The 21,200-nt window shown below is 69.5% G+C and carries 16 protein-coding genes and 1 riboswitch; of the genes, 9 read left to right on the top strand and 7 right to left on the bottom strand.

Going from position 1 to position 21,200, the window contains the following annotated elements; all coding sequences use genetic code 11:
• Positions 1-87: 87 nt before the first annotated feature.
• The 3 genes from IPP98_08240 to IPP98_08230 are packed head-to-tail and all read right to left on the bottom strand — an operon-like array spanning position 88 to position 2,291.
• Entirely contained in the window at positions 88-1,062 is a 975-nt protein-coding gene (locus IPP98_08240; GenBank protein MBL0179097.1) for a hypothetical protein, read from the bottom strand.
• Positions 1,059-1,850, bottom strand: a complete 792-nt coding sequence (locus IPP98_08235) for a hypothetical protein (GenBank protein MBL0179096.1) — start codon at positions 1,848-1,850, stop codon at positions 1,059-1,061. The genes IPP98_08240 and IPP98_08235 overlap by 4 nt, the downstream gene beginning before the upstream one ends.
• A gap of 45 nt (positions 1,851-1,895) precedes the next feature.
• Positions 1,896-2,291: a hypothetical protein gene (locus tag IPP98_08230; GenBank protein ID MBL0179095.1), complete on the bottom strand. Its 396-nt coding sequence runs from the start codon at positions 2,289-2,291 to the stop codon at positions 1,896-1,898.
• A 59-nt stretch (positions 2,292-2,350) separates the two neighbouring features.
• Here IPP98_08230 and IPP98_08225 point away from each other — a divergent pair, with 59 nt between their 5' ends.
• The 6 genes from IPP98_08225 to IPP98_08200 all read left to right on the top strand — a co-directional run bounded on the left by IPP98_08225 (position 2,351) and on the right by IPP98_08200 (position 11,165).
• On the top strand, positions 2,351-2,620 hold the full coding sequence (locus tag IPP98_08225) for a hypothetical protein (GenBank protein MBL0179094.1): 270 nt from the start codon (positions 2,351-2,353) through the stop codon (positions 2,618-2,620).
• A gap of 13 nt (positions 2,621-2,633) precedes the next feature.
• Complete coding sequence (locus IPP98_08220; GenBank protein MBL0179093.1) at positions 2,634-3,608, top strand: acyl-ACP desaturase; 975 nt, start codon at positions 2,634-2,636, stop codon at positions 3,606-3,608.
• 4 nt (positions 3,609-3,612) lie between these two features.
• On the top strand, positions 3,613-4,200 hold the full coding sequence (locus tag IPP98_08215; protein ID MBL0179092.1) for a YggT family protein: 588 nt from the start codon (positions 3,613-3,615) through the stop codon (positions 4,198-4,200).
• Positions 4,201-4,297: 97 nt separating this feature from the next.
• A riboswitch (SAM riboswitch) is annotated at positions 4,298-4,373 on the top strand.
• Positions 4,374-4,405: 32 nt separating this feature from the next.
• A complete protein-coding gene (gene metH / locus IPP98_08210; GenBank protein MBL0179091.1) occupies positions 4,406-8,086 on the top strand; it encodes a methionine synthase in 3,681 nt (1,226 codons plus the stop codon).
• 1 nt (position 8,087) lies between these two features.
• Positions 8,088-9,932, top strand: coding sequence for a bifunctional homocysteine S-methyltransferase/methylenetetrahydrofolate reductase (locus tag IPP98_08205; GenBank protein ID MBL0179090.1), 1,845 nt, complete (start codon positions 8,088-8,090; stop codon positions 9,930-9,932).
• A 72-nt stretch (positions 9,933-10,004) separates the two neighbouring features.
• Complete coding sequence (locus tag IPP98_08200; GenBank protein ID MBL0179089.1) at positions 10,005-11,165, top strand: acyl-CoA dehydrogenase; 1,161 nt, start codon at positions 10,005-10,007, stop codon at positions 11,163-11,165.
• A gap of 132 nt (positions 11,166-11,297) precedes the next feature.
• Here the strand turns inward: IPP98_08200 and IPP98_08195 are convergent, their stop codons facing one another.
• Positions 11,298-11,837 (bottom strand): fasciclin domain-containing protein, encoded by a 540-nt coding sequence (locus IPP98_08195; GenBank protein ID MBL0179088.1) that lies wholly within the window; start codon positions 11,835-11,837, stop codon positions 11,298-11,300.
• 182 nt (positions 11,838-12,019) lie between these two features.
• On the opposite strand from IPP98_08195, the gene dacB reads away from it, so the two are divergent.
• Positions 12,020-13,468: a D-alanyl-D-alanine carboxypeptidase/D-alanyl-D-alanine-endopeptidase gene (dacB, locus tag IPP98_08190; GenBank protein ID MBL0179087.1), complete on the top strand. Its 1,449-nt coding sequence runs from the start codon at positions 12,020-12,022 to the stop codon at positions 13,466-13,468.
• Between the two features lie 132 nt (positions 13,469-13,600).
• Here the strand turns inward: dacB and IPP98_08185 are convergent, their stop codons facing one another.
• From IPP98_08185 to IPP98_08175, 3 genes are read right to left on the bottom strand one after another with little or no spacing between them, the layout of a single operon-like run.
• The gene (locus tag IPP98_08185) at positions 13,601-16,690 is read right to left on the bottom strand and encodes an efflux RND transporter permease subunit (GenBank protein MBL0179086.1); all 3,090 of its coding nucleotides are present in this window, start codon (positions 16,688-16,690) and stop codon (positions 13,601-13,603) included.
• Positions 16,687-17,787: an efflux RND transporter periplasmic adaptor subunit gene (locus tag IPP98_08180; GenBank protein ID MBL0179085.1), complete on the bottom strand. Its 1,101-nt coding sequence runs from the start codon at positions 17,785-17,787 to the stop codon at positions 16,687-16,689. The genes IPP98_08185 and IPP98_08180 overlap by 4 nt, the downstream gene beginning before the upstream one ends.
• On the bottom strand, positions 17,784-19,010 hold the full coding sequence (locus IPP98_08175) for a TolC family protein (protein ID MBL0179084.1): 1,227 nt from the start codon (positions 19,008-19,010) through the stop codon (positions 17,784-17,786). The genes IPP98_08180 and IPP98_08175 overlap by 4 nt, the downstream gene beginning before the upstream one ends.
• A gap of 86 nt (positions 19,011-19,096) precedes the next feature.
• On the opposite strand from IPP98_08175, the gene IPP98_08170 reads away from it, so the two are divergent.
• Both IPP98_08170 and IPP98_08165 read left to right on the top strand, forming a co-directional pair.
• Entirely contained in the window at positions 19,097-19,777 is a 681-nt protein-coding gene (locus IPP98_08170) for a response regulator transcription factor (GenBank protein ID MBL0179083.1), read from the top strand.
• Positions 19,774-21,192: a HAMP domain-containing histidine kinase gene (locus tag IPP98_08165; GenBank protein ID MBL0179082.1), complete on the top strand. Its 1,419-nt coding sequence runs from the start codon at positions 19,774-19,776 to the stop codon at positions 21,190-21,192. Before IPP98_08170 ends, IPP98_08165 begins: the two co-directional genes overlap by 4 nt.
• Positions 21,193-21,200: the final 8 nt, after the last annotated feature.

The following is a 21,200-nucleotide window of genomic DNA, read 5'->3' as shown; positions in this document are numbered from 1 at the left end:
CACGACCGGTGCCGGGTGGGTTCGTGGGGCGCAGCATGCTGCGCCCCTACACGCCCCCACCACGGAATCACGACCGCGACGTGCGCATCACGGCCCGCCCGCCACCCCCCCCATCTTCCCCACGCCCCCCATCATGTCGCCCATCATCCACCAGTGCTCGGCCCCCATCAGGTCGCGCGTGGGGTCCTGCATCAGGTCGAGCTGACGCTGGATTTCGGCGCCCTTCCCGGCGCGCGGGATCGTCGGCGAGGCGAGGATGTCGGAGATGATGTCGTGCAGCATGTGCAGGTTGTCGAAGATCGCCGCGGCGCGCGGGTGCGCCTTGGTGAAACGCGGCGCGACGGCCGGCGCCATCGGCATCACGCTCGGATAGCCGGCTGGCGCGCCCTGCACCATGGCGCGCCAGCGGGCGGCCACCTGGCGCACCGCCGCCGCGTCGTTGGACCGATCGTCGTCGGTGAGGAATGCCTCGTAGAGCCCGATCTGCAGCCAGTGGTAGGACCAGATCAAGCCGTTGAACTGCGGCACCTCGCGCCGGAAGATCTGCGAGAACGGCTGCTCATCCATCAGCGCCATCGACTTCGGCACGGTGGGCAACGCGTAGCGCGTTTCCTCGAGGTAGTAGTCGGTGATTCGCTCGATCAGCGCATCACGCGCCGCCGGCGTGAGTCGCGGATCGGCGTAGGCATCATAGATCTGTCGATGGAGAATGTGCGCCCAGTCGAAGGTGACCTTGGCGCGCCACGCCACCTTGGCGTAGGTCGGCTCGATCGCCTCTTCCGGAATGGCGAAGCGCGGTGGCTTCACCAGCAAGTCGCCCACCAGGAAGTCGTAGTCGCGGGCGAGTGCCGTCTTCGCGCCCTCGAGCGGCATGGTCAGCAGCCGTTCGTAGAGGATCGCGTGGCCGTAGTCGAAGGCGTTGAAGAGCCGCGCGGCCTCGTTGTGGCGACCGAGGAACTGCCAATTGAAGCTGCCCGGATAGGGGCGCACTTCGTCGCGTCGCTGCTGCGCCCCGAGGACGGTTGGCAGCACAAGCAGCGCGAGGAGCAGGCGGCGGATCATCGGTCACCCCGCACGCTCGGCGTGCCGAGCGAGAAGCTGCGCGAGAGTCCCATCGTGAGGGCGAGTCCGCCGCCATCACCGAGACCATGGGCCGCGCCGACGTCGAGCACCAGGGAGGGCGTCATCTGCCGACGGATGCCGGCGCCGACTTCCCAGTGCTGGTCGTCGAGGCCGAGGGGCCGCGCGCTGTACAGCTCGGCGATCAGCAACGTGCTCTGCCGCATCAGCGTCCAGTCGGCCGCGACGGACGCCGACCACCGCCCGGGGGCATCGGCCTCGGGGGCGTTGATGGCGCGCCCGACCGTTACCGACGCGTTGGCGTGGGTTCGCAGTCGGCCCCAGGTGCGGGTGGCGATGGCCTTCCCGACGACCAGGACGCCGTCGCCCGAGGCACCGCCGCCGGGGAGGATGGCATCGGCCCGGAGGGCGAACCCCGGGGAGTGCGGGGTCTCGGCATTGAGGGAGATGAGTGCGAAGAGCCGCGGTCCGGCCGCCGCGGCCTCGCCGAGCCGGTCAGAGGCGCGGAAGGGGAGCTTGAGGCCCACGAGACCATTGGGGAAGGCGCCCCACATGACCTCGGGGGTGAACTCCACCTCGCCCCGGCCGGCGTGGCGGGCGTAATGGAGCGGCATCATCCACTCCCAGGCGCGGAATTCCAGCGCCCAGGCGTCCTCGGAGCGGACTGGCCGCTCGTCATCAAGATTGCGGTAGTCCGTCTGGGCCGGGAGGGCGGCGGCGGCTAGCACCAACGCCCCGGCGGTGAGCAGGGTTCGAACAGGAACGAACATCGGGATCCTCGGTGAAACGAGTAGGGTCAGGAAACAGCGACTCGATCAGGCGAGGAGCGATGCAGGCGGTCGGGTTGGGGGCGGATGGTCCGCGGAGGCCCAGGTCAGGGCGTCGGCGGGGCTGGCCTGCGCGGCCCTGGCCGTGACCCCGAAACAGCTGCTCTCGGCGGCGGTCCCGGTGAGCAGGGTGACGCCGCACGAGGCCACCTGGGCGCACTGGCTGGGCGGGCAATGCGCGCAGTCGCCCTCGCCAGCGTGCTGACGGTGCTCGGGTGTCTGCGCCTCGTGGTGGGCAGCCCCATGCTGGTGCACCCCACCCGCCACCACCGGCGCACAATGCGACGCCGCCATCCCGGGAGCCGGGGCGAGGCGAAGCAGGCAGGCGAGGAGGAGCAGGGTGCGGAGCATCCCCGAAGGATAGCGACTGGCGCTATCGATCATCGATGATCGATGATCGATGATCGATTCCCCCCCGCCCGCCCTGCCAGTAGATTTCGACCATGTCCTCCAAGACCCTGACCACCATCGCGGTGATCCTCGGCTTCATCGCCTTCCTGACCTACTCCACCCTCTCGGCGCAGAAGTCGACCTGCGAGGTGTGCGTGGAGTACAACGGCGGACGCAACTGCGCCAAGGCGTCGCACGAGACCGAGGCCGAGGCGGCCCGGTCGGCGCAGAACACCGCCTGCGGTCCGCTCACCAGCGGCATGAACGACGCCATCGCGTGCGACAATCGCCCGCCGGTGACCAAGCAGTGCACCACCGGATGAGGCTGGCCGACTGATGTCCTTGACCGATGCGGCGCGCACCATGTGGCGAAAGGTCGAGGTCCTTCGGGACCTCGAATCCTTGGTGCACGAATTGATGGTCGAGCACGAGGCCAAGCGCGAGCTCTGGTTTCCGTCGGAGCTGCTCGCTCCCGCCGATGGTGGCGACCCGGAGGAGCATCGCCGGACGCTGCGCGAACGGGTCGCCGGCATTCCCGACGCCTGCCGCGCGGCGTTGGCCCTCAACACGCTGACCGAAGAGGGGCTGCCCCACTTCCATCGGCTGCTCGCGGTGCATCTCGGCGACGACTCGCACTGGCGCAACTGGAACAATCTCTGGACCGCCGAAGAGGATCGGCACGGCGCGGTGCTCAGCGACTACATCCGCGACACCGGCGTCGTGGAGCAGCGCACGCTCGAGTCGCTCAAGTTCGAGTACATCAAGGCGGGCTTCCAGCCGGAGTGGGACAAGGACCCGTACCGCGTCTTCGTCTACACCACGCTGCAGGAGCGGGCCACCCAGTACTCGCACGCCAACACCGGTCGGATCATCGGCGAGTACGAGCCGCTGCTCGGCGGCATCCTCTCGAAGGTGGCCACCGAAGAGGCGCGGCACTTCTCGTTCTATCGGCGGATGTTCACCGAGATCCTCAAGCGCGACCCGAGCGAGGCACTCCGCTCCGCGCTGCACATCATGCCCGCGATCGACATGCCGGGCGTGACCATCCCGGGCTTCAAGGAATTCGCCGAGGTCATCCGCCGCTCCGGCATCTACGGCCCGCGCGACTACCTCAAGATCGTCCAGGATGCGCTGGTGCATTGGCGCATCGAGACGATCGAGGGACTCGACGAGATGGGCCGCGCCGCGCAGGAGAAGCTCCTCGGCATTCCGGAGCGTCTGCGGCGCATCGCCGACCTGATGGAAACTCGATCGCGCAGCAAGACGTTCGCCTTCGAAGTCGCGTTCGCTCGCGAATTCGTGATGGAGTGAGCCGGTGGAGCTGATGGAAGTCGCCGTGTGGGTGATCGTCGGCATGCGGTGGCTGGTGGGCGGCGCGTTCGTGGTCGGCGCCGTCGTCGCCGCGACGCATTGGGCCGTGCGCCGTCAACACCTCACGCCGTTCGGCTGGTGGCCGCGGTTCGTCCGTGGTTGGAGCGATCCGATGCTCCGGCCCGTCGAGGGACGCGTCGTCCGCGCCGGCGGCAATCCGCAATCGGCCCCGCTCTGGCTCCTGGGCGGCATCGTCGTCGGCGGCCTGCTGCTCATCCAGCTGGTGCAGTGGGTCCTCGGCACCATCCTCCAGCTCGGCTATGCCGCCAAAGCCGGGGCGTTGCTGCCGACCCTGGTGTCGTCGCTCTTCTCGCTGATCACGGCGGCGTTGCTGGTCCGCGTGATCTCGTCGTGGTTCGCGGTCTCACCCTACAGCTGGTGGATGCGGATCGTGCGGGGCCTCACTGACTGGATCCTCGAGCCGCTGCAGCGCATCCTTCCCCCGATGGGGCCGATGGATTTCTCGCCGCTGGTGGCGTATTTCCTGTTGCGTGTGGCGCAGCAGGTGGTGGTAGGAGCAATGAGTCGTTAGTCGTTGGTCGTTAGTCGTTAGAGAGGTCCTTCGACTTCGTCCGCTGCGCGGACTGCGCTCAGGATGACACCCCTAACGACCAACGACTAACGACTAACGACTCCATCGTGGCGATTTCCCGCGACTTGCGGCCACGTTAAAGATCCCGCTAAGCCGCCCTTCGGGGCGACGATGAGTAACTGGAGCCCCTGTGTCCGACCCGAACATCGCACGTGCTGCACGCCTTGCCCGTCTCCCGGGCCTTCTTGCCGAGCGCATTCTCGTCCTCGATGGGGCAATGGGGACGATGCTGCAGCGTGCCCGACTGGTCGAAGCCGACTATCGCGGCACCACCTTCACCGACATCGCCGGTGACCTCAAGGGGAATCACGATCTCCTCTGCCTGACACGTCCGGATGTGGTGCGCGGCGTGCACGCGGAGTACCTCGCGGCCGGCGCGGATATCGTCGAGACCAACTCCTTCTCGTCGACGTCGATCGGTCAGGCCGAGTATGGCACCTCCGACTACGCCTATGCGCTGAACGTGGCCGCCGCGCGTGTCGCGCGCGAGGCCTGCGACGCCGCCGAGACGCCTGACCGACCGCGCTTCGTCGCCGGCTCGATGGGGCCCACCCCGCGCACCGCGTCGATCTCGCCGTCGGTCGAGGATCCCGGCTTCCGCAACGTCACCTTCGACGAGCTGGTCGCCGCCTACTCGACCGCGGCCTCCGGACTGCTCGACGGCGGCGCCGACCTGCTGCTGGTCGAGACGATCATCGACACGCTGAACGCCAAGGCGGCGCTCTTCGCGATCGACGAAGTCTTCGCGGGACGCGGCTATCGCGTCCCGGTGATGATCTCCGGCACCATCACCGATCGCAGCGGTCGGCTCCTGTCGGGGCAGACCGCCGAGGCGTTCTGGATCTCGGTGGCCCACGCCAAGCCGCTGACCGTCGGCCTCAACTGCGCCCTCGGCCCCGACCTGCTCCGCTCCCACATCCAGGAGTTGTCGCGCACCGCCGAGACCTTCCTCTCCGCCCACCCGAATGCCGGGCTCCCCAACGACCTCGGCGGCTACGACCTCTCGGCGAACGTCATGGCCGAGGAGATCGGGGCCTGGGCGCGCGATGGGCTGCTCAACATCGTCGGTGGTTGCTGCGGCACGACACCCGAGCACATCGCAGCGATCGCCGCCGCCGTCGCCGGTGTGGCGCCGCGCACGCCGCCCGCGCGCCCCGCCCTGACGCGCCTCTCGGGTCTCGAGCCGTTCACCATCGGGCCGACGACCAACTTCGTGAACGTCGGCGAGCGCACCAACGTGACCGGATCGCGCCGTTTCGCGACCCTCATCAAGGAGTCGCGCGACGACGAGGCGCTGGCCGTGGCGCGGCAGCAGGTCGAGGCCGGCGCGCAGCTGATCGACCTCAACTTCGACGAAGGCCTGCTCGACTCCGAAGCGGCGATGGCACGCTTCCTCCGGCTCATTGCCGCGGAGCCCGCGATCGCGCGGGTGCCGGTCATGCTCGACTCGTCGAAGTGGAGCGTGCTCGAGGCAGGACTCAAGAACCTGCAGGGGAAGGGCGTCGTCAACTCGATCTCGCTCAAGGAGGGCGAGGCGGCGTTCCTGACGCAGGCCACGCTGGCGCACCGCTACGGCGCCGCCGTGGTGGTGATGGCGTTTGACGAGCAGGGGCAGGCCGAGACGGTCGAGCGCAAGGTCGACATCCTTGAGCGCGCCTTCCGTCTACTGGTGGACCGCGTCGGCTTCGCGCCCGAGGACGTGATCCTCGACCCGAACGTCTTCGCCGTCGGCACCGGGATCGAGACGCATGCCGAGTACGGGCTGGCCTTCGTCGAGGCGGTCCGTGCGGTGAAGGCGCGTTGCCCTGGCGCACGCACCAGCGGCGGCATCAGCAATGTCTCCTTCGCCTTCCGCGGCAACGATCCGGTCCGCGAGGCGATTCACGCCGTCTTCCTCGAACGGGCGATCGCCGCCGGCCTCGACATGGGGATCGTCAACGCCGGCCAGTTGCCGGTACTGACCGACCTCGACCCTGACCTGCGCAGCCGGGCGGAGGACCTGCTCTGGAACCGGCGCCCCGACGCCACCGAGCGGCTCCTCGAGATCGCCGATCGTGCCAGGACCAGTGCGCATGCTCCGGGTGCCGACCTGGCCTGGCGCGACCTGCCGGTCGACGAGCGGCTCGCCTGGGCGCTGGTGCACGGCATCGCCGATCACGTTGATGAGGACGTCGAGGAGGCGCGCCTCCTCGCCACCCGCCCGCTCGACGTGATCGAGGGACCGCTGATGGCGGGGATGAGCCGGGTCGGCGACCTCTTCGGCAGCGGCCAGATGTTCCTGCCGCAGGTGGTGAAGAGTGCCCGCGTGATGAAGCGCGCCGTGGCGCACCTGATCCCCTACCTCGAGGCGGAACGCGCCGAGCACGGTGCGCGGAGTCGCGGTCGCATCCTGCTCGCCACGGTGAAGGGCGACGTCCACGACATCGGCAAGAACATTGTCGGCGTGGTGTTGCAGTGCAACGAGTGGGAGGTGATCGACCTCGGCGTGATGGTGCACGCGGCGACGATCCTCGAGACAGCACAGCGCGAGCAGGTCGATCTGGTCGGTCTCTCCGGCCTGATCACGCCGTCGCTCGACGAGATGGCGTTCGTCGCCAGCGAATTCGAGCGCGTGGGGCTGCGCATTCCCCTGCTGATCGGCGGTGCCACCACCTCCCGCGCGCACACCGCGCTCCGGATCGAGCCGAACTACTCGGCACCGGTGGTGCACGTCCTCGATGCCTCGCGTGCCGTCCCCGTGGCCTCGGCGCTACACGACCCGGCGCGCCGCGAGACGTTTGCCGCCGAGGTGGCCGCCGAGTATGCCGTCGTGCGCCGCGAGCGCGAGGGAGAGCGCGAAGGCGAACTCACCTCGCTCGCGGCCGCGCGCGCCGCCGCGTTCCCGATCGATCTCGACGTGCCGGTACCGGTACCGTCGTTCACCGGGATCCGCGCCTTCGACGCCTGGCCGATCGGCGACCTCCGGCCGCGGATCGACTGGACGCCGTTCTTCCGGACCTGGGAATTGAGCGTGGCCTATCCCGCCATCCTCGACGATCCCCTCCAGGGTGCCGCCGCCCGCGACCTCTGGCACGATGCCAACAAGCTGCTCGACGAACTCGAACGCGACCAGAGCCTGACGGCGCGCGGCGTGGTCGGCTTCTGGCCGGCCGATGCCGCGAACGATGACATCACGCTCTACGAGGATGCGGCGCGCACCACCCCGCTCACGGTGCTGCACACCCTCCGGCAACAGGGGAAGCGGCTTGATCGTCGGCCGCGCGTGGCACTCGCCGACTTCGTCGCCCCGCGCGCCGCCGGGATCACCGACTATGTCGGCGCCTTCGCGGTGACCACCGGCCTCGGCCTCGAACCGCTGGTCGCCGCCGCCAAGGCCGACCACGACGACTACCGCGCCATCCTGCTGGCGGCGCTCGCCGATCGCCTGGCCGAGGCCTTTGCGGAGCGGCTGCACGAGGAGGTGCGCACCACGCACTGGGGCTATGCCCCGGCCGAGCATGCGTCGCTGGATGACCTGCTGCAGGAGCGCTATCAGGGCATCCGCCCGGCGCCGGGCTACCCCGCCTGCCCCGATCACACCGAGAAGGCCACGCTCGCGTCGCTGCTCGACCTCGAGGCCACCACCGGCATCACGCTCACCGAGAGCTTCGCGATGCTGCCCGGCGCGTCGGTGAGCGGTTGGTACTTCTGGCGGCCCGAGGCGCGCTACTTCGGCGTCGGCCGCATCGGGCGCGACCAGGTCGTCGACTATGCGGCGCGGAAGGGGTGGGACATTGCCACCACCGAACGGTGGCTCGCCCCCGTGCTTGGCTATCGGAGGTCCTGAGATGCCGACACTGCGCGCGCTGCTCGACGACGGCAAGGTCCATGTGCTCGACGGCGCGATGGGGACGATGCTCTACCAGAAGGGCGTCTTCGTCAACGTCTGCTTCGACGAGTTGGCGGTGCGCCAGCCGACGCTGATCGCCGAGGTGCATGCGGACTACGCGGCGGCTGGCGCGGAACTGGTGGAGACCAACACCTTCGGCGCCAACCCGATCAAGCTGGCGCAGTATGGGCTCGCGGCGGAGACCGAGGCGCTGAACGCGGCCGCCGCGACCGTCGCGCGCGAGGCCGTCGGGGCGGGCGTCGCCGTGCTCGGCGCGATCGGTCCGCTCGGGGTGCGCCTCGAGCCGTTCGGTGACCTCGCCGTCGCCGACGCCGAAGCCGCGTTCGGACGGCAGGTGGATGGTCTGCTCGCGGGGGGCGTCGACGGCTTCTGCCTCGAGACCTTCTCCGATGTGGCCGAGCTGGAGGCCGCGATCCGTGCGGTGCGCGCGCGGTCGGACTTGGGCGTCATGGCCCAGATGACCATCGGCGTCGACGGCACCACCGCGTTCGGCACCGAGCCGGAGGTGTTCGGACCCGCACTCGAAGCCGCGGGTGCCGACGTGATCGGGATCAACTGCTCGATCGGGCCGCAGGGTGTGCTCGAAGCCATCGAGCGGCTCGCCAAGGTCGTGCGCGTGCCGCTGGTGGCGCAGCCGAACGCCGGGCTGCCGCGCGACGTCGGCGACCGCAAGATGTACATGGCCTCGCCGGAGTACTTCGCGGAGTATGGGCGGCGAATTGTCGAGGCGGGCGCCCGATTCATTGGCGGCTGCTGCGGGACCACGCCGGAGCACGTGCGGGCGCTGCGCGGCTTCGTGCGCGCCACCGCGGTGATGGCGCCGTCGGCGCGCGCCGTCATCGGCGTCAGCGAACACACCGCCCTCCATGCCGTGCCCAGCGTGCCGCTCGGCGAACGATCCGCCTTCGGTGCCAAGTTGGCCGCCGGCGAATGGGTCACCACCGTGGAAATCGTCCCGCCACGTGGCGTCGACCCCACCCCGATGCTCGAGCAGGCCCGGCAGCTCAAGACGGCGGGCGTCGACGGCGTGAACATCCCCGACGGCCCGCGGGCGCAGAGCCGCATGGGTGCCTTGATCTCGGGGATCTTGATCGAGCGCGAGACCGGCCTCGAAGCGGTGGTCCACTACGCCTGCCGTGATCGCAACCTCCTCGGCATGCTCTCCGACCTGCTCGGCGCCGCGGCTGCGGGGCTGCGCAACCTGCTGATCGTCACCGGCGACCCGCCGAAGATGGGCCCCTACCCCGATGCCACGGCCGTCTTCGATATCGATGCGATCGGCCTCACCAACCTCGTCGCGCGGCTCAATCGCGGGCTCGACCCCGGCGGGAACGCCATTGGCGCGCCGACCAGGTTCGTGCACGGCGTCGGGATCAATCCGGCCTCGCCCGATCTCGAGCGCGAGCTGGCGCGCTTTGCGTGGAAGGCGGAGGCGGGGGCCTGCTTCGCGATCACTCAGCCGGTGTTCGACGTGCGGCAGTTGGAGGAAGTGCTGCCGCGACTCGAACGGTTCGACGTTCCGATCATCGCCGGGGTGTGGCCACTCGTCTCGCTCCGCAACGCCGAGTTCCTCGCCAACGAAGTCCCCGGCATCACCGTCCCCGACGTGGTGCTCGACCGGATGCGCCGCGCCTCGGTCGCCGGCAAGGAGGCGGCACTCGCCGAGGGGGTCGCCATCGCGCGCGAGATGCTCGCCGCGCTGCGCGGGTCGGTCGCGGGTGTGCAGGTGGCGGCGCCGATGGGACGCGTGGAGGTGGCGGTGGAGGTGCTCGAAAGCCGATGATCGATGATCGATCATCGATCATCCGGGGATCTCTGCTTATCTTTGAGACTGACCTTTTCCCGAGCTCCGCCCATGTCGCTGACCGCTGCCGCCGCACCCCTCTCGATCCTCTCCGAGGAGGAAGAGCTCTTCCGTCAGACCGTGCGGGAGTTCGCGGAAACGGAGATCGGCCCCTACGTGCACGAGATGGATGTCGAGGCGAAGATGCGCCCCGACCTGCTCACCAAGTTCTTCGAGCTTGGGCTGATGGGGATCGAGGTGCCGGAGCAGTACGGCGGCGCGGGTGGGACGATCTTCCTGGCCACGCTCGCGATCGAGGAGATGGCCCGCGTCGATGCTTCAAGCGCCATCTACGTCGACGTCCACAACACCCTGGTCAACAACGCCCTGCTCCGCTGGGGGTCCGACGAGCAGAAGGCGCGCTACTTCCCGCGGATGACCACCGACCTGATCGGCGCCTTCGCGCTCTCCGAGCCGGCTTCCGGCTCCGATGCCTTCGCCCTCGAGTGCAAGGCGGTCCAGGACGGCGACGACTGGCTGCTGACCGGCCGCAAGTTCTGGATCACCAGCGGCGCCGAGGCCGGGCTCTTCATCGTCTTCGCGAATGTGGCGCCGGAGAACGGGTACAAGGGGATCACCGCCTTCCTGGTCGAGAAGGACTTCGAGGGCTTCTCGATCGGCAAGCGCGAAAAGAAGCTCGGCATCCGCGCGTCGAGCACCGTCGAATTGATCCTCGAGTCCTGCCGCGTGCCGGCTGCCAATGTCCTCGGCCCCGTGGGCCAGGGCTACAAGATCTCGATCGAGACGCTCAACGAGGGACGCATCGGCATCGGCGCCCAGATGCTCGGCGTGGCGCAGGGCGCGCTCGACGCCGCCTGCCGCTACATCAAGGAGCGGAAGCAGTTCGGGAAGGCGATCGCGGAGTTCCAGGGGGTGCAGTTCCAGGTCGCCCAGATGGCGACCGACCTCGAGGCGGCGCGGATGCTCGTGTACAACGCCGCCCGCCTCAAGGACGCCGGCCTCCCCTTCACCCGCGAGGCGGCGATGGCGAAGCTCTTCTCCTCGACCGTCGCGAACCGCATCGCCTCACAGTCGCTCGAGCTCTTCGGCGGCTATGGCTATTCGACGGAGTATCCGGCCGAGAAGTTCTTCCGCGACGCGAAGATCGGCACGATTTACGAGGGGACGAGCAATATGCAGTTGCAGACGATTGCGAAGATGGTGCTGAAGTAGTCGTTAGTCGTTGGTCGTTAGTCATTAGGGGTGACGGTTGGAGACTAGTCCACGCACCCTATCGACGAACGACCAACGACCAACGACTAACGACCAACGACCAACGACTAACGACTAACGACTAACGACTCGTTACGGCATCAACACCTTGTCAATCACGTGAATCACCCCGTTCGACGCCATGACATCGGCGGTGGTGACGTTCGCGACGGCCTTGTCACCCTTGTCGACGTTCACGTGCACGGCTTTGCCGGCCAGGTGCAGCTTCAGGGTCTGCCCTGAGACGGTCTTGGCGGTGATGTAGCCGTCCTTGTCGGCCATCTTGGCCAGGTCGGCGGCGGTGATCTTGCCGGCGATGACGTGGAAGGTGAGGACCTTGGTCAGTGCCGCCTTGTCGGCGCGGAGCTTGGCGACGGCCTCGGCCGGGATCGCCGCGAAGGCGGCATCGGTCGGCGCGAAGACGGTGAACGGCCCGGCGCCCTGCAGCGTCGTGACCAGGTCGGCCTCGGTCAGCAGCGTGGCGAGGGTCTTGAACGAGCCGGCCGCGACGGCGGTGGCGACGATGTCCTTCCCCATCTTCGAATGATCCATCTGCGCCTGGGCCGGCGCGACGACGGCCGCGCCGAGGATGGCGGCGGCCGCGACATGGCGGAACGAGCTGCGGAACTGCATGACGAACTCCTGCGTAGGGGGTCAGATGCTGACGCGGGGCCGGTCAGGCCGAGGCCGCGTTGGTATCCCCCGGTTCGCCCGCCCGGCGCATCTGGATGCACCACCCCACTCAGCGACCGTTCGATGTTTCACCTCGGTACCTGACCGGGAAACCGCACGCATCTTGCAGACCTAGAGACCTCATGAACCCTCGCGCCACGATCCTCTGTCTCCTCCTTGCCGTTCCGGCAGTCGCCCGGGCGCAGGACGGCGGCCCGCTGACGCCGGGACTGGAATCGTGGTACCTCGGTGCCAAGCGCAGCGCGCCGGGGACTTGGGGCGTGGTCGTGGCGGACCAATCGGGGCAGGTGCTCTGGTCGATCAACGCCGAAGAGCCGCTGATCCCCGCCTCGACCGTCAAGTTGTTGACCACGGGTTTTGCACGGACGATGGTTGGTTCCGATGCGCGCCGGGCCACCCGGGTGGTAGGTGATGGCCGGGTCAATCCGGCCACCGGCACCTGGGAAGGGCGCTGGGGACTGGAATTGAATGGCGATCCGACCCTGGAACGGCGCGACCGGACCGGCCCGACGCTCTCCGCCCTGGCCCAGCAGCTCGCCTCGATCGGGGTCCGCCGCCTGATCGGTCCGTTGAGCGTCACCAGTGGTGCCGGCGAGGCGCGGAGTGTCTTCCCCGCCGCCTGGGCCGCCCGCCACCGTGGCCGCAGCTACGCCCCGATGGTCGGCCCGGTGACCCTCAACGAAAACCTCGTCGAATTTTCCGTCCTGCCGGGTGCGCGGAGCGGTGCGCGCGCCATCATCGCCGCCGACGCTCCTGCCGGAATGGCGTCCCTGGTAACCAGCACCGTCAAGACCGTCGCCGGAAGCCGCGCCAAGATTCGCGTCACCCCGCAGTCCGGTGGCCGTTTTCTGGTCAGCGGCACCATTGGCAGCCGTGCCGGGGCGCGTCGGTATCAGGCCGTGGCCACCGATCCGACCGCCGTGCTCGAAGCGGCGTGGCAGTACGCCACCAAGCAGGCCGGCATCGAGTGGCTGGTGGCCTCGGCCATCTCCGCCCCCGGCTTCGGCGAGCGCCGGGTGCTGGCCGAAGTGGTGTCGCAGCCGTTCGACTCGATCGCGCACGAGATCAACACTCGCTCGCTCAACATCGGCGCCGAATTGATGCTCCTCTGGGGTGGCGGGCCGGAGCGCGCGGCCGATCGCCTGATGCAGCACATCCGGACCGTGACCGGCATCAGCCGCGGCATCGAACTCTTCGATGGCAGCGGCCTCTCCGAGCATGACCGGATCTCGCCGATCGTCTTCACGACCTACCTCGCCAACTTCCCGCAGACCGCGGGCGGTCGCAACTTCGCCCAGCTGCTGCCGGCCAATGGCAGCGGCACGCTGAAGTCGCTCCGCACCGGCCTCCCCGCGGCTGGCGTGGTACACGCCAAGACCGGCACCCTCGGCAACGTGTCGACGCTCGTCGGCTACCTCGGTCGCAGCGAGGGCACGCTGCTCATCGCCGCGATGTACAACGGCCGGAACCCCGGCGCCGCCCGCCAGGCCCAGTGGAAGCTCTTCCGCACCCTCGGCGCCAACGGTGTGGTGCTGCCGGTGGACGAGCCGACGGGCGTGGGTGGGCCGTAACGGCGAACAGCGAACAGCGAACGGCGAACAGCACGATCAGGTTAAAGGTCAAACGTGAAACGGGAGCCGTACGGCAAGCTCCGTTTCACGTTTCACGTTTCACCAAGGCTGTTCGCTGTTCGCCGTTCGCCGTCAGTCTTCTATCACCACCCCCGGATGCTTCTTCACCCACCGCTCCACCGCTCCGTACAACGTCGGCAACACCACCAGCGTCAGCAGCGTTGAGGTCACCAGCCCACCAATCACCACGGTGGCGAGCGGGCGCTGCAGTTCGGCACCGGCCGAGGTGGAGATCGCCATCGGCACGAAGCCGAGGCCGGCGACGAAGGCGGTCATCAGGACGGGGCGCAGCCGCGAGCCGGCGCCGATCACCAGCGCATCGGCCAGCGTCTTTCCTTCGCGCAGCAGGTCGTTGATCGAGGTGACCATCACCACGCCATTGAGCACCGCGATGCCGAAGAGCGCGATGAAGCCGACTGACGCCGAGAGCGAGAGGTTGAGCCCCATCAACCAGAGCGAGGCGACGCCACCCACCAGCGCAAACGGGACGTTCGACATGATCAGCGCCGCGTGGCGCCAGGTGCCGAACGCCATGTAGAGCAGGCCGAAGATTGCCAGAATGGCGACGGGGACCAGCACGCGGAGCCGCGCGAGTGCCGACTGCTGGTGTCGATACTGCCCGCCCCATTCGGTCCGATAGCCGGACGGCAGCTGGATCGTGCTCGCCAGCTTCGCCTCCGCATCGGCGACGAAGCTGCCGACATCGCGCCCGCGGATGTTCGCGCCCACGACGACGAGGCGTTGCCCGCCCTCGTGCGCAAACGCTTCCGGCGCCTCGACCACCTTGATCTCCGCCACCGCACCGAGCGGCACCACCGTGCCGCGTCCACGCGCGATCGGCAACTCGGCCAGGCGTTCCGGGTCGATCCGGCTCGCCTCGGCCAGCCGCACCGCGATCGGAATCCGTCGGGCACCGTCGATCAGGGCCCCGGCCTGCTTGGCCCCGAGCGCACGCTCGACTTCCATGGCGACATCATCGGCGGAGAGGCCGAGCGGTGCCATCCGCGCCCGATCGAGCGTGACCGTCACCTGCTTCATGCGCGAGGCCGCGATGGTCTTCACATCGGCGGCACCGGGGACGCCGGCCAGCAGCCGCTCGATCTTGCCGCCGAGCATCGCCAGCGTGTCGGCGTCGCTGCCGAAGAGCTGCACGCCGACGTCGGTCGTGATGCCACTCTCCGCCTCGTCGAGCCGCATCTGGATCGGCTGCGTGAAGGCCACGGAAAGCCCGGGAATGTCGCGCAGCACGGAATCCATCGCCTGCACGATCGCCACCTTCCCCCCCTTCCGCCACGAGTCCTTCTCGGTGAGGATGACGTAGGTGTCCGACTCGTAACTCCCCATCGCCTCGGTGGCGAGATCGGGGCGGCCAAGCTTCGAGACCACGGTGCGCACCTCGGGGAGGGCGACCAGCGCGCGCTCGATGAGGCCGCTGAAGCGGACGCCTTCGCTCAAGGCGGTGGCCGGCAGGCGTCGCGACTGCACCAGCACACTGCCCTCGTCGAGCCGTGGCATGAACTCGCTGCCGAGGCGGCTCATGGCCACCACGGCCAGCACGGTGGCAACCACACCGGCACTGATGATGATCGGCGCGCGGCCCAACGTCTTGGCGATCAGCCGCTGGTACCGCTCGCGCAACCGCTCGAAGGCGGGCCAGTCGGGCTCGACGGCGGTGGCGAGGAAGGTGCGCGCCGCAGCCGGCACCAGCGTGAGCGCCAGCAGCAGCGATCCCATCAGCGCGGCCATCACGGTGAACGCCATCGGGACGAACATCTTCCGTTCGGTGCCCTCGAGGGCGAAGAGCGGCAGATAGACGGCGATGATGATCGCGATGCCGAAGACGATCGGTCGGCCGACTTCGACCGCGGCGGCGTGGATCCGCGCCGGCGCACCCTCCTTGTCGGCATGGCCGTGGGCGCGTCGCATCACGTTCTCGACCAGCACGATGGAGCCGTCGACCAGCAGGCCGAAGTCGAGGGCGCCGAGCGACATCAGGTTGGCGGAGAAGCCGAAGATCCGCATCGCGATGAAGGCCCACAGCATCGAGAGCGGGATCACCACCGCCACGATCAGCGCGGCGGCGGTGTTGCGGAGGAAGAGCCAGAGCACCGCCACGACCAGCGCGCCGCCCAGGAGGAGGTTCTTCTCGACAGTGTGGGTGGTCCGCTTCACGAGTTCGGTCTGATCGTAGAACGGCACCAGCGCGACGCCCGCGGGCAGCGTCGCCTCCACGGCACGGATCCGCTCGGCGATGCCCGCCATCACGCGCTGGGCATTCTCCCCCTTCCGCATGATGACCATCCCCGAGACGACCTCGCCGCGGCCATCGGCGCTGACGGCGCCCTCGCGCGGCAACGCCCCGCGCACCACTTCGGCGACATCGCCCAGGCGCACCGGCGTCTGCCCCGCCACGGTCACCGGAATGTCGGCGATCTGTTCCGGCCGGGTGAAGCGGCCGAGGCCGCGCACCACGAAGCGCTCCTGGCGTGACTCGATCGAGGCGCCACCGAAGTTGAGATTCTCCCGTGCCACCGCGCGCTCGATGTCGCCGAGCGTGAGGCCGGCGGTCGCCAGCCGGGCGGGATCGGCGACGATCTCGATCCGTTCGGTGAGCCCGCCCCACGAATTGACCTCGGCCACGCCCGGCACCGTCCGCAGCTGCGGCGCGATGGTGTAGTCCTGGAGCGTCTTGAGCGAGGTCGGGTCCCACTCCGGCGTGCTGGCCGTGAGGACGTACTGGAAGACCTCGCCCATCGCCGTCGACGGCGGACCGAGTTGCGGCGTGACATCGGGGGGCAGCAGCGCCGCGACATCGCCGAGCCGTTGCGAGACGACCTGCCGCGCGAACCAGGAGTCGACGCCGTCGTCGAACACGACCTGCGTGATCGAGAGGCCGAACTTCGTGGTGGAGCGCACCACCTCGGCATCGGGCAGCCCGAGGAGGGCGCGCTCGATCGGGAAGGTGACCAGCTGCTCGACTTCCTGCGGCGCGAGGCCCGGCGCCTCGGTGATGATGCTGACGCTGTTGGCGGTCAGGTCGGGAAACGCCTCGAACGGAATCGTGGCGAACGCCCAGACGCCGATGCTGAGCAGCACGGCCACCGCGCCGAGGACGATGCCCCGCTTGTGCACGGCGACGTCGATCAGGCGCTCGATCATCATTCGGGCGCCTCGGCGTCGAGGGACGACCGCACGAAGTAGGCGCCGCGCCCGACCACCACCATGCCGGGCTTCAACCCGAGCACCGCGACGCGGCCGTCCCCGAGCAGCACCGCATCGGTCACCGGAAAGCGACGGAACCGATTCGGCGCATCGACGACATACACCTCGACGCCATCGCCGACGCGTTGCACCGCTTCGGCCGGGAGAATGGCGCGCTCGACGCGCTGTCCGCCGGCGATGTGCACCAGGGCGAACATCCCCGGCCGAAGCCCGGCCGGGCGACGCTCCAAGGCCACGCGGATATCGACGGCGCGGCGGGCGGCATCGAGACGGCCGCCGGTGCGCACCACGCGCCCGGGCAGGGTGTCGCCCGGGAAGGCGGCGAGGGTGACGCGCACCTGCTTGGCCGTGCTGACCAACCCGAGCGACGCCTCGGGCACCCAGGCGGTGACCCAGAGGGCCGCGTCATCGCCGAGCTCCACCAGTGACGCTCCCTCGAGCACGGCCTCGCCGAGCTTGGCATCGACCGTGAAGACCACACCGGCGCGCGGCGCGACAATCACGACCTCGTCGCCATCGGGGCGCAGATGCGACACCAGCTCGGCGGCACGCTGCCGCTCACCTTCGGCCGCGCGATACACGGCATTGCGCTGTTCCACTTCCTCCCGCGCGACGGCGCCAGCCGCCAGCAGGCGGGTGGAGCGATCGAGTGCGGCCTTCGCCGCTGCGGAGGCGGCCTCGGCCGATTCGAGGTCGCGGCGCGCGGTGGCCAACTCGTGCGAGTGAATCTTCACCAGCGGTTGCCCGGCGCGCACCCGGTCGCCTGGCAGCACCATCACCTGATCGATGCGGCCGGAGACGATCGAGCCGACATGCGCCGTTTCCGGATCGGGGGTATCGAGCGTCCCCGGCAACGCGATCGGAATCGTCGTCGACGCGATGCGCACGGTGTCGAAGCCCAGCTTGGCCTGCGCCATCTGCGCCGGCGTGTATTCCACCGTCCCCGCGGGGAGGGCCCGCGCTGGCGCCTCGGCCTCGGGGCCCTTGCCGCAGGCGGCGGCGATCAACAGGACGAACGGCAGGTGGCGTCGGATCATCGGGGCGCTCCAGGGCAGTCTTCGAGCAGCAGGGCAGCGGTCAACGGCTGACCGAGTGCACGGGCGAGGGCAAGGCGAGCGGCGACCCGGCGTCCGCGCCAGGTGGCGTGTTCTTCCAGCGCCGCGAGTCGCGCGCGCCGGGCATCAAAGAGTTCTGCGAGCGTTCCCTGCCCCTCGCGCCAGCGCGCCTCGGCGGCCGTCACGGCCTGCGAAAGGTCTGCGTCCCAGCCGGCCGCGTAGCGCACCCCGGCCGCGTCGAGCTCCTGCAAGGTGCGCCGCGCGGAGGCGATCGCGGCGGCGGACTCCTGCGTCGCGAGCGCGACCTCGGCGGCCGCTGCATCGACCTCGGCGCGGGCCGACGCGAGCGACGCGCTGCCGGAGGAGAAGAGCGGCAGATCGAAGGCGAGTCCCACCAGTACCCCACTGAAGCCGGCCGTGCGCCGGAAGCCGACTTGCGGGATCAGGTCAGGCACCCGGCGGGCGGCCGCCTGGTCGGCGAGCGCCTCGGCGAGCGTGCGCCGGGCCACCGCGCGCTGCGCGTCGACGGCGACACCGTTTGGCGATGGCGCGGTACAACTCGCCGGCAGGCTGATCCGCAGGGGCGTCTCCGGCGCGAGGCCGAGGGCCACGGCGAGCTGGGCATCGGCAGCGGCCAGATCGGCCCGGCGACGCGCGAGCTGCGACGCCACCATCACCGCCTCGGTGCGCACGCGCGCCCCTTCTCCCGCGGGCGATCGGCCGTCCGCGACCCGCGCCGTGAGTGAGGTCGCGAAGCGGTCGAGCGCTGCCGACTCGGCCGTCGCTTCGCTGAGCAATTGGTGCCCGACATCGTGCGCAGCCATGGCGGCCAGCAGCTGTCCGCTGAGGCCGGCCAACGTTGCGGCACCGTCGGACTGGGCCACGGCCAGGTGGGCGGCACCGGCACGTCGGGCCGCGCCGAGATCACCACCGAGCGGCAGTACGGTCTGGAGGGTGATCTGCCCCTCGGTCCCCGCGAGCCCATCCTTGCCGGTGACCTGCCGCTGCATCCCGAGGTTCTCGGCCGAGATCCCCAGCTGCGGATTGCGCAGCCGTGCCGCATCTCGGCGCATGGCGTCGGCCGCACGCGTACGGGCGTCGACGGCGGCAACCACCGGCGCCCGCTCGAGCGCCCGCGCAAGCGCCGTACTGGCGTCGAGGCGGGTGGTGTCCTGCCACAGCATCGGGAGCAAAAGGACCAGCACGAGTGACTCCTCCGTGAGTACGGGGGACAAAGCTAGGCCACGGAGATGAATCCCCGATGAATGCCGCAGGGCGCTATTAATTCAGGATGCGAGTCCTTCTGGTCGAAGATGAGCGCCGGCTGGCCGATGCCACGGCCCGTGGTCTGCGCGGCCACGCCCATGCCGTGGATGTGGCGGGGAGCCTGGCCGAGGCGCGCCGCAAACTCGGGCTTGACCCCTACGATGCGATCGTGCTCGACCTGGGCCTCCCCGATGGGCCGGGACTCGCCCTGGTGCAGGAACTGCGCGCCCAGGGCGATCCCACTCCGGTGCTGATTCTCACGGCGCGCGACGCCCTCGACGACCGCATCGCGGGGCTCGACAGCGGGGCCGATGATTACCTGGTCAAGCCGTTCGCGCTGGAGGAATTGCTGGCGCGGCTTCGCGCCGTGGGGCGCCGCGCGGTGGCGGTGCGCCCCGACCTCCTCACCATCGACACGCTCCGGCTCGACCCGGCCACGCAGTCTGGTGCGCGCGGGGATCGTCCACTCGAGCTCACCACGACCGAGTTTGCCCTGCTGGCCTTCCTCGCGAGGCATCCGGGCGAGGTCTGTTCCCGCGCCCGGATCGCGGCAAAGGTCTGGGACGAGAACTACGACCCGTTCTCGAACATCATCGATGTCTACGTCGCACGGCTCCGCCGGAAGGTCGATGGCGATGGCGATCGTCCGCTGCTGCACACCGTCCGTGGGGCGGGGTACGTCCTCGACCCGGAGCGCGTCGGGTGACCACGCCGCTCCGGTGGCGCCTCGCCCTCACCTTCACCTTCGGCCTCGCGCTGACGCTCTGTGTCGGCGCCGCCGTCTTCGCGCTGATGCTCGAACGGGCGTACCGCGAGGACTTTGATCGCGAACTGCTCGAGGTGGCCCACGCCGCCAGTGATCTCTATGCGATCGACCGCGAAGAGTACTCGACGCGCGACGAGGCGGTCTCGCACGTGGTGTCTGAATTGTTGCTCGGCGAGCGCACCACGATGGCCTTCGACGCCACCGGCCGGCGGATCGCTGTCTCGCAGCATCTCCCCGGCTCCCCGGATCTCGAGCACATCGACCCCTTCGCCACCCCGACGACGCCAATCGACATCACCACGGCCGGGCGCGACATGCGGGTGGTCGCCGTCCAATTGCCCGACGGCGTGCGCCTGCTGGTCGGGCAGCCCAACGCCTCATTTCGCGCCCGCCTCGGCGTGTTGCGCGTGAGTCTGGCGGTCGGCCTCCCCCTGCTGCTCCTGCTCGGCGGGGGGATCGGGGTGGTCCTCTCCCGACCCGCCCTCAAGCCGGTGAACGCGGTGGCCACCGCCGCAGAGACGGCCGGCCAGGCGGTGTCGCGGGGCGATCCACGATTGCCGCGACTGGCCACGCCGAAGGCCGACGACGAGGTCCGCCAGCTGACCGACGCCTTCAATGGACTGCTGGATCAGCTGGAGACCGCGCTGGAGCGCGAGCGCGGCTTTGCCGAGATGCAACGCGCCTTCCTTGCCGATGCCGCGCACGAACTGCGCACACCAGCGGCGATCGTCCGCAGCGAGGCCGATGCCGCGCTCGCCGCGCCGGAGGACGTTGGGGGGGCGCGGGAGACCCTGCAGCGCGTGGCCGACGAGGCGGGTCGGATGGGACAGCTGATCACCGACCTGCTGCTCCTGGCGCGCGGCGATGCCGATCGGCCGTTGGCCCTGGCACCGCTCTATCTCGATGACTTCGCCGAGCAATCGCTGCGACGGATTCGCGCCCTCCCGATCGCGGCAGGGCGCGAGGTCCGCCTCGGCCCATTCGAGGCGACGTCGGTGCTCGGCGACGCCCCGTTGCTTGAGCGGGCCATCGTCGCCCTGCTCGAGAACGCCCTGCTCCATGGCGGTGCCGGCCTGATCGAACTCGGGGTCGCGCCGCACGAGGGCCGGGCGATGCTCTCGGTGCGTGACCACGGCGAGGGCGTGCCGGTGGAGGCGCGCGAGCGGATCTTCTCGCGCTTTGCGCGGCTCGAGACCGATCGCCCGGGGACCGGGCTGGGCCTCGCCATCGCGCGACTCATCGCGACCCGCCACGGGGGCACGTTGCACGTCGAGGACGCCGCACCCGGGGCGCGCTTCGTGATGACGCTCCCGATCGCGCCACGCGGCGACACCATTGTCGGCTCCACGCCGTAGAGCGCGCC

It is taken from the genome of Gemmatimonadota bacterium (assembly GCA_016720805.1).
Lineage (GTDB): Bacteria > Gemmatimonadota > Gemmatimonadetes > Gemmatimonadales > GWC2-71-9 > Palsa-1233.
Note: the sequence above shows the minus strand (reverse complement) of the source record. Positions and strands in the feature narration are given on the sequence as shown.

Bases quoted from the DNA above. Each gene is read 5' to 3' on its own strand.
- IPP98_08240 (MBL0179097.1), bottom strand. From the start codon at position 1,062: ATGATCCGCCGCCTGCTCCTCGCGCTGCTTGTGCTGCCAACCGTCCTC.
- IPP98_08235 (MBL0179096.1), bottom strand. From the start codon at position 1,850: ATGTTCGTTCCTGTTCGAACCCTGCTCACCGCCGGGGCGTTGGTGCTA.
- IPP98_08230 (MBL0179095.1), bottom strand. From the start codon at position 2,291: ATGATCGATAGCGCCAGTCGCTATCCTTCGGGGATGCTCCGCACCCTG.
- IPP98_08225 (MBL0179094.1), top strand. From the start codon at position 2,351: ATGTCCTCCAAGACCCTGACCACCATCGCGGTGATCCTCGGCTTCATC.
- IPP98_08220 (MBL0179093.1), top strand. From the start codon at position 2,634: ATGTCCTTGACCGATGCGGCGCGCACCATGTGGCGAAAGGTCGAGGTC.
- IPP98_08205 (MBL0179090.1), top strand. From the start codon at position 8,088: ATGCCGACACTGCGCGCGCTGCTCGACGACGGCAAGGTCCATGTGCTC.
- IPP98_08200 (MBL0179089.1), top strand. From the start codon at position 10,005: ATGTCGCTGACCGCTGCCGCCGCACCCCTCTCGATCCTCTCCGAGGAG.
- IPP98_08195 (MBL0179088.1), bottom strand. From the start codon at position 11,837: ATGCAGTTCCGCAGCTCGTTCCGCCATGTCGCGGCCGCCGCCATCCTC.
- dacB (MBL0179087.1), top strand. From the start codon at position 12,020: ATGAACCCTCGCGCCACGATCCTCTGTCTCCTCCTTGCCGTTCCGGCA.
- IPP98_08185 (MBL0179086.1), bottom strand. From the start codon at position 16,690: ATGATGATCGAGCGCCTGATCGACGTCGCCGTGCACAAGCGGGGCATC.
- IPP98_08180 (MBL0179085.1), bottom strand. From the start codon at position 17,787: ATGATCCGACGCCACCTGCCGTTCGTCCTGTTGATCGCCGCCGCCTGC.
- IPP98_08170 (MBL0179083.1), top strand. From the start codon at position 19,097: ATGCGAGTCCTTCTGGTCGAAGATGAGCGCCGGCTGGCCGATGCCACG.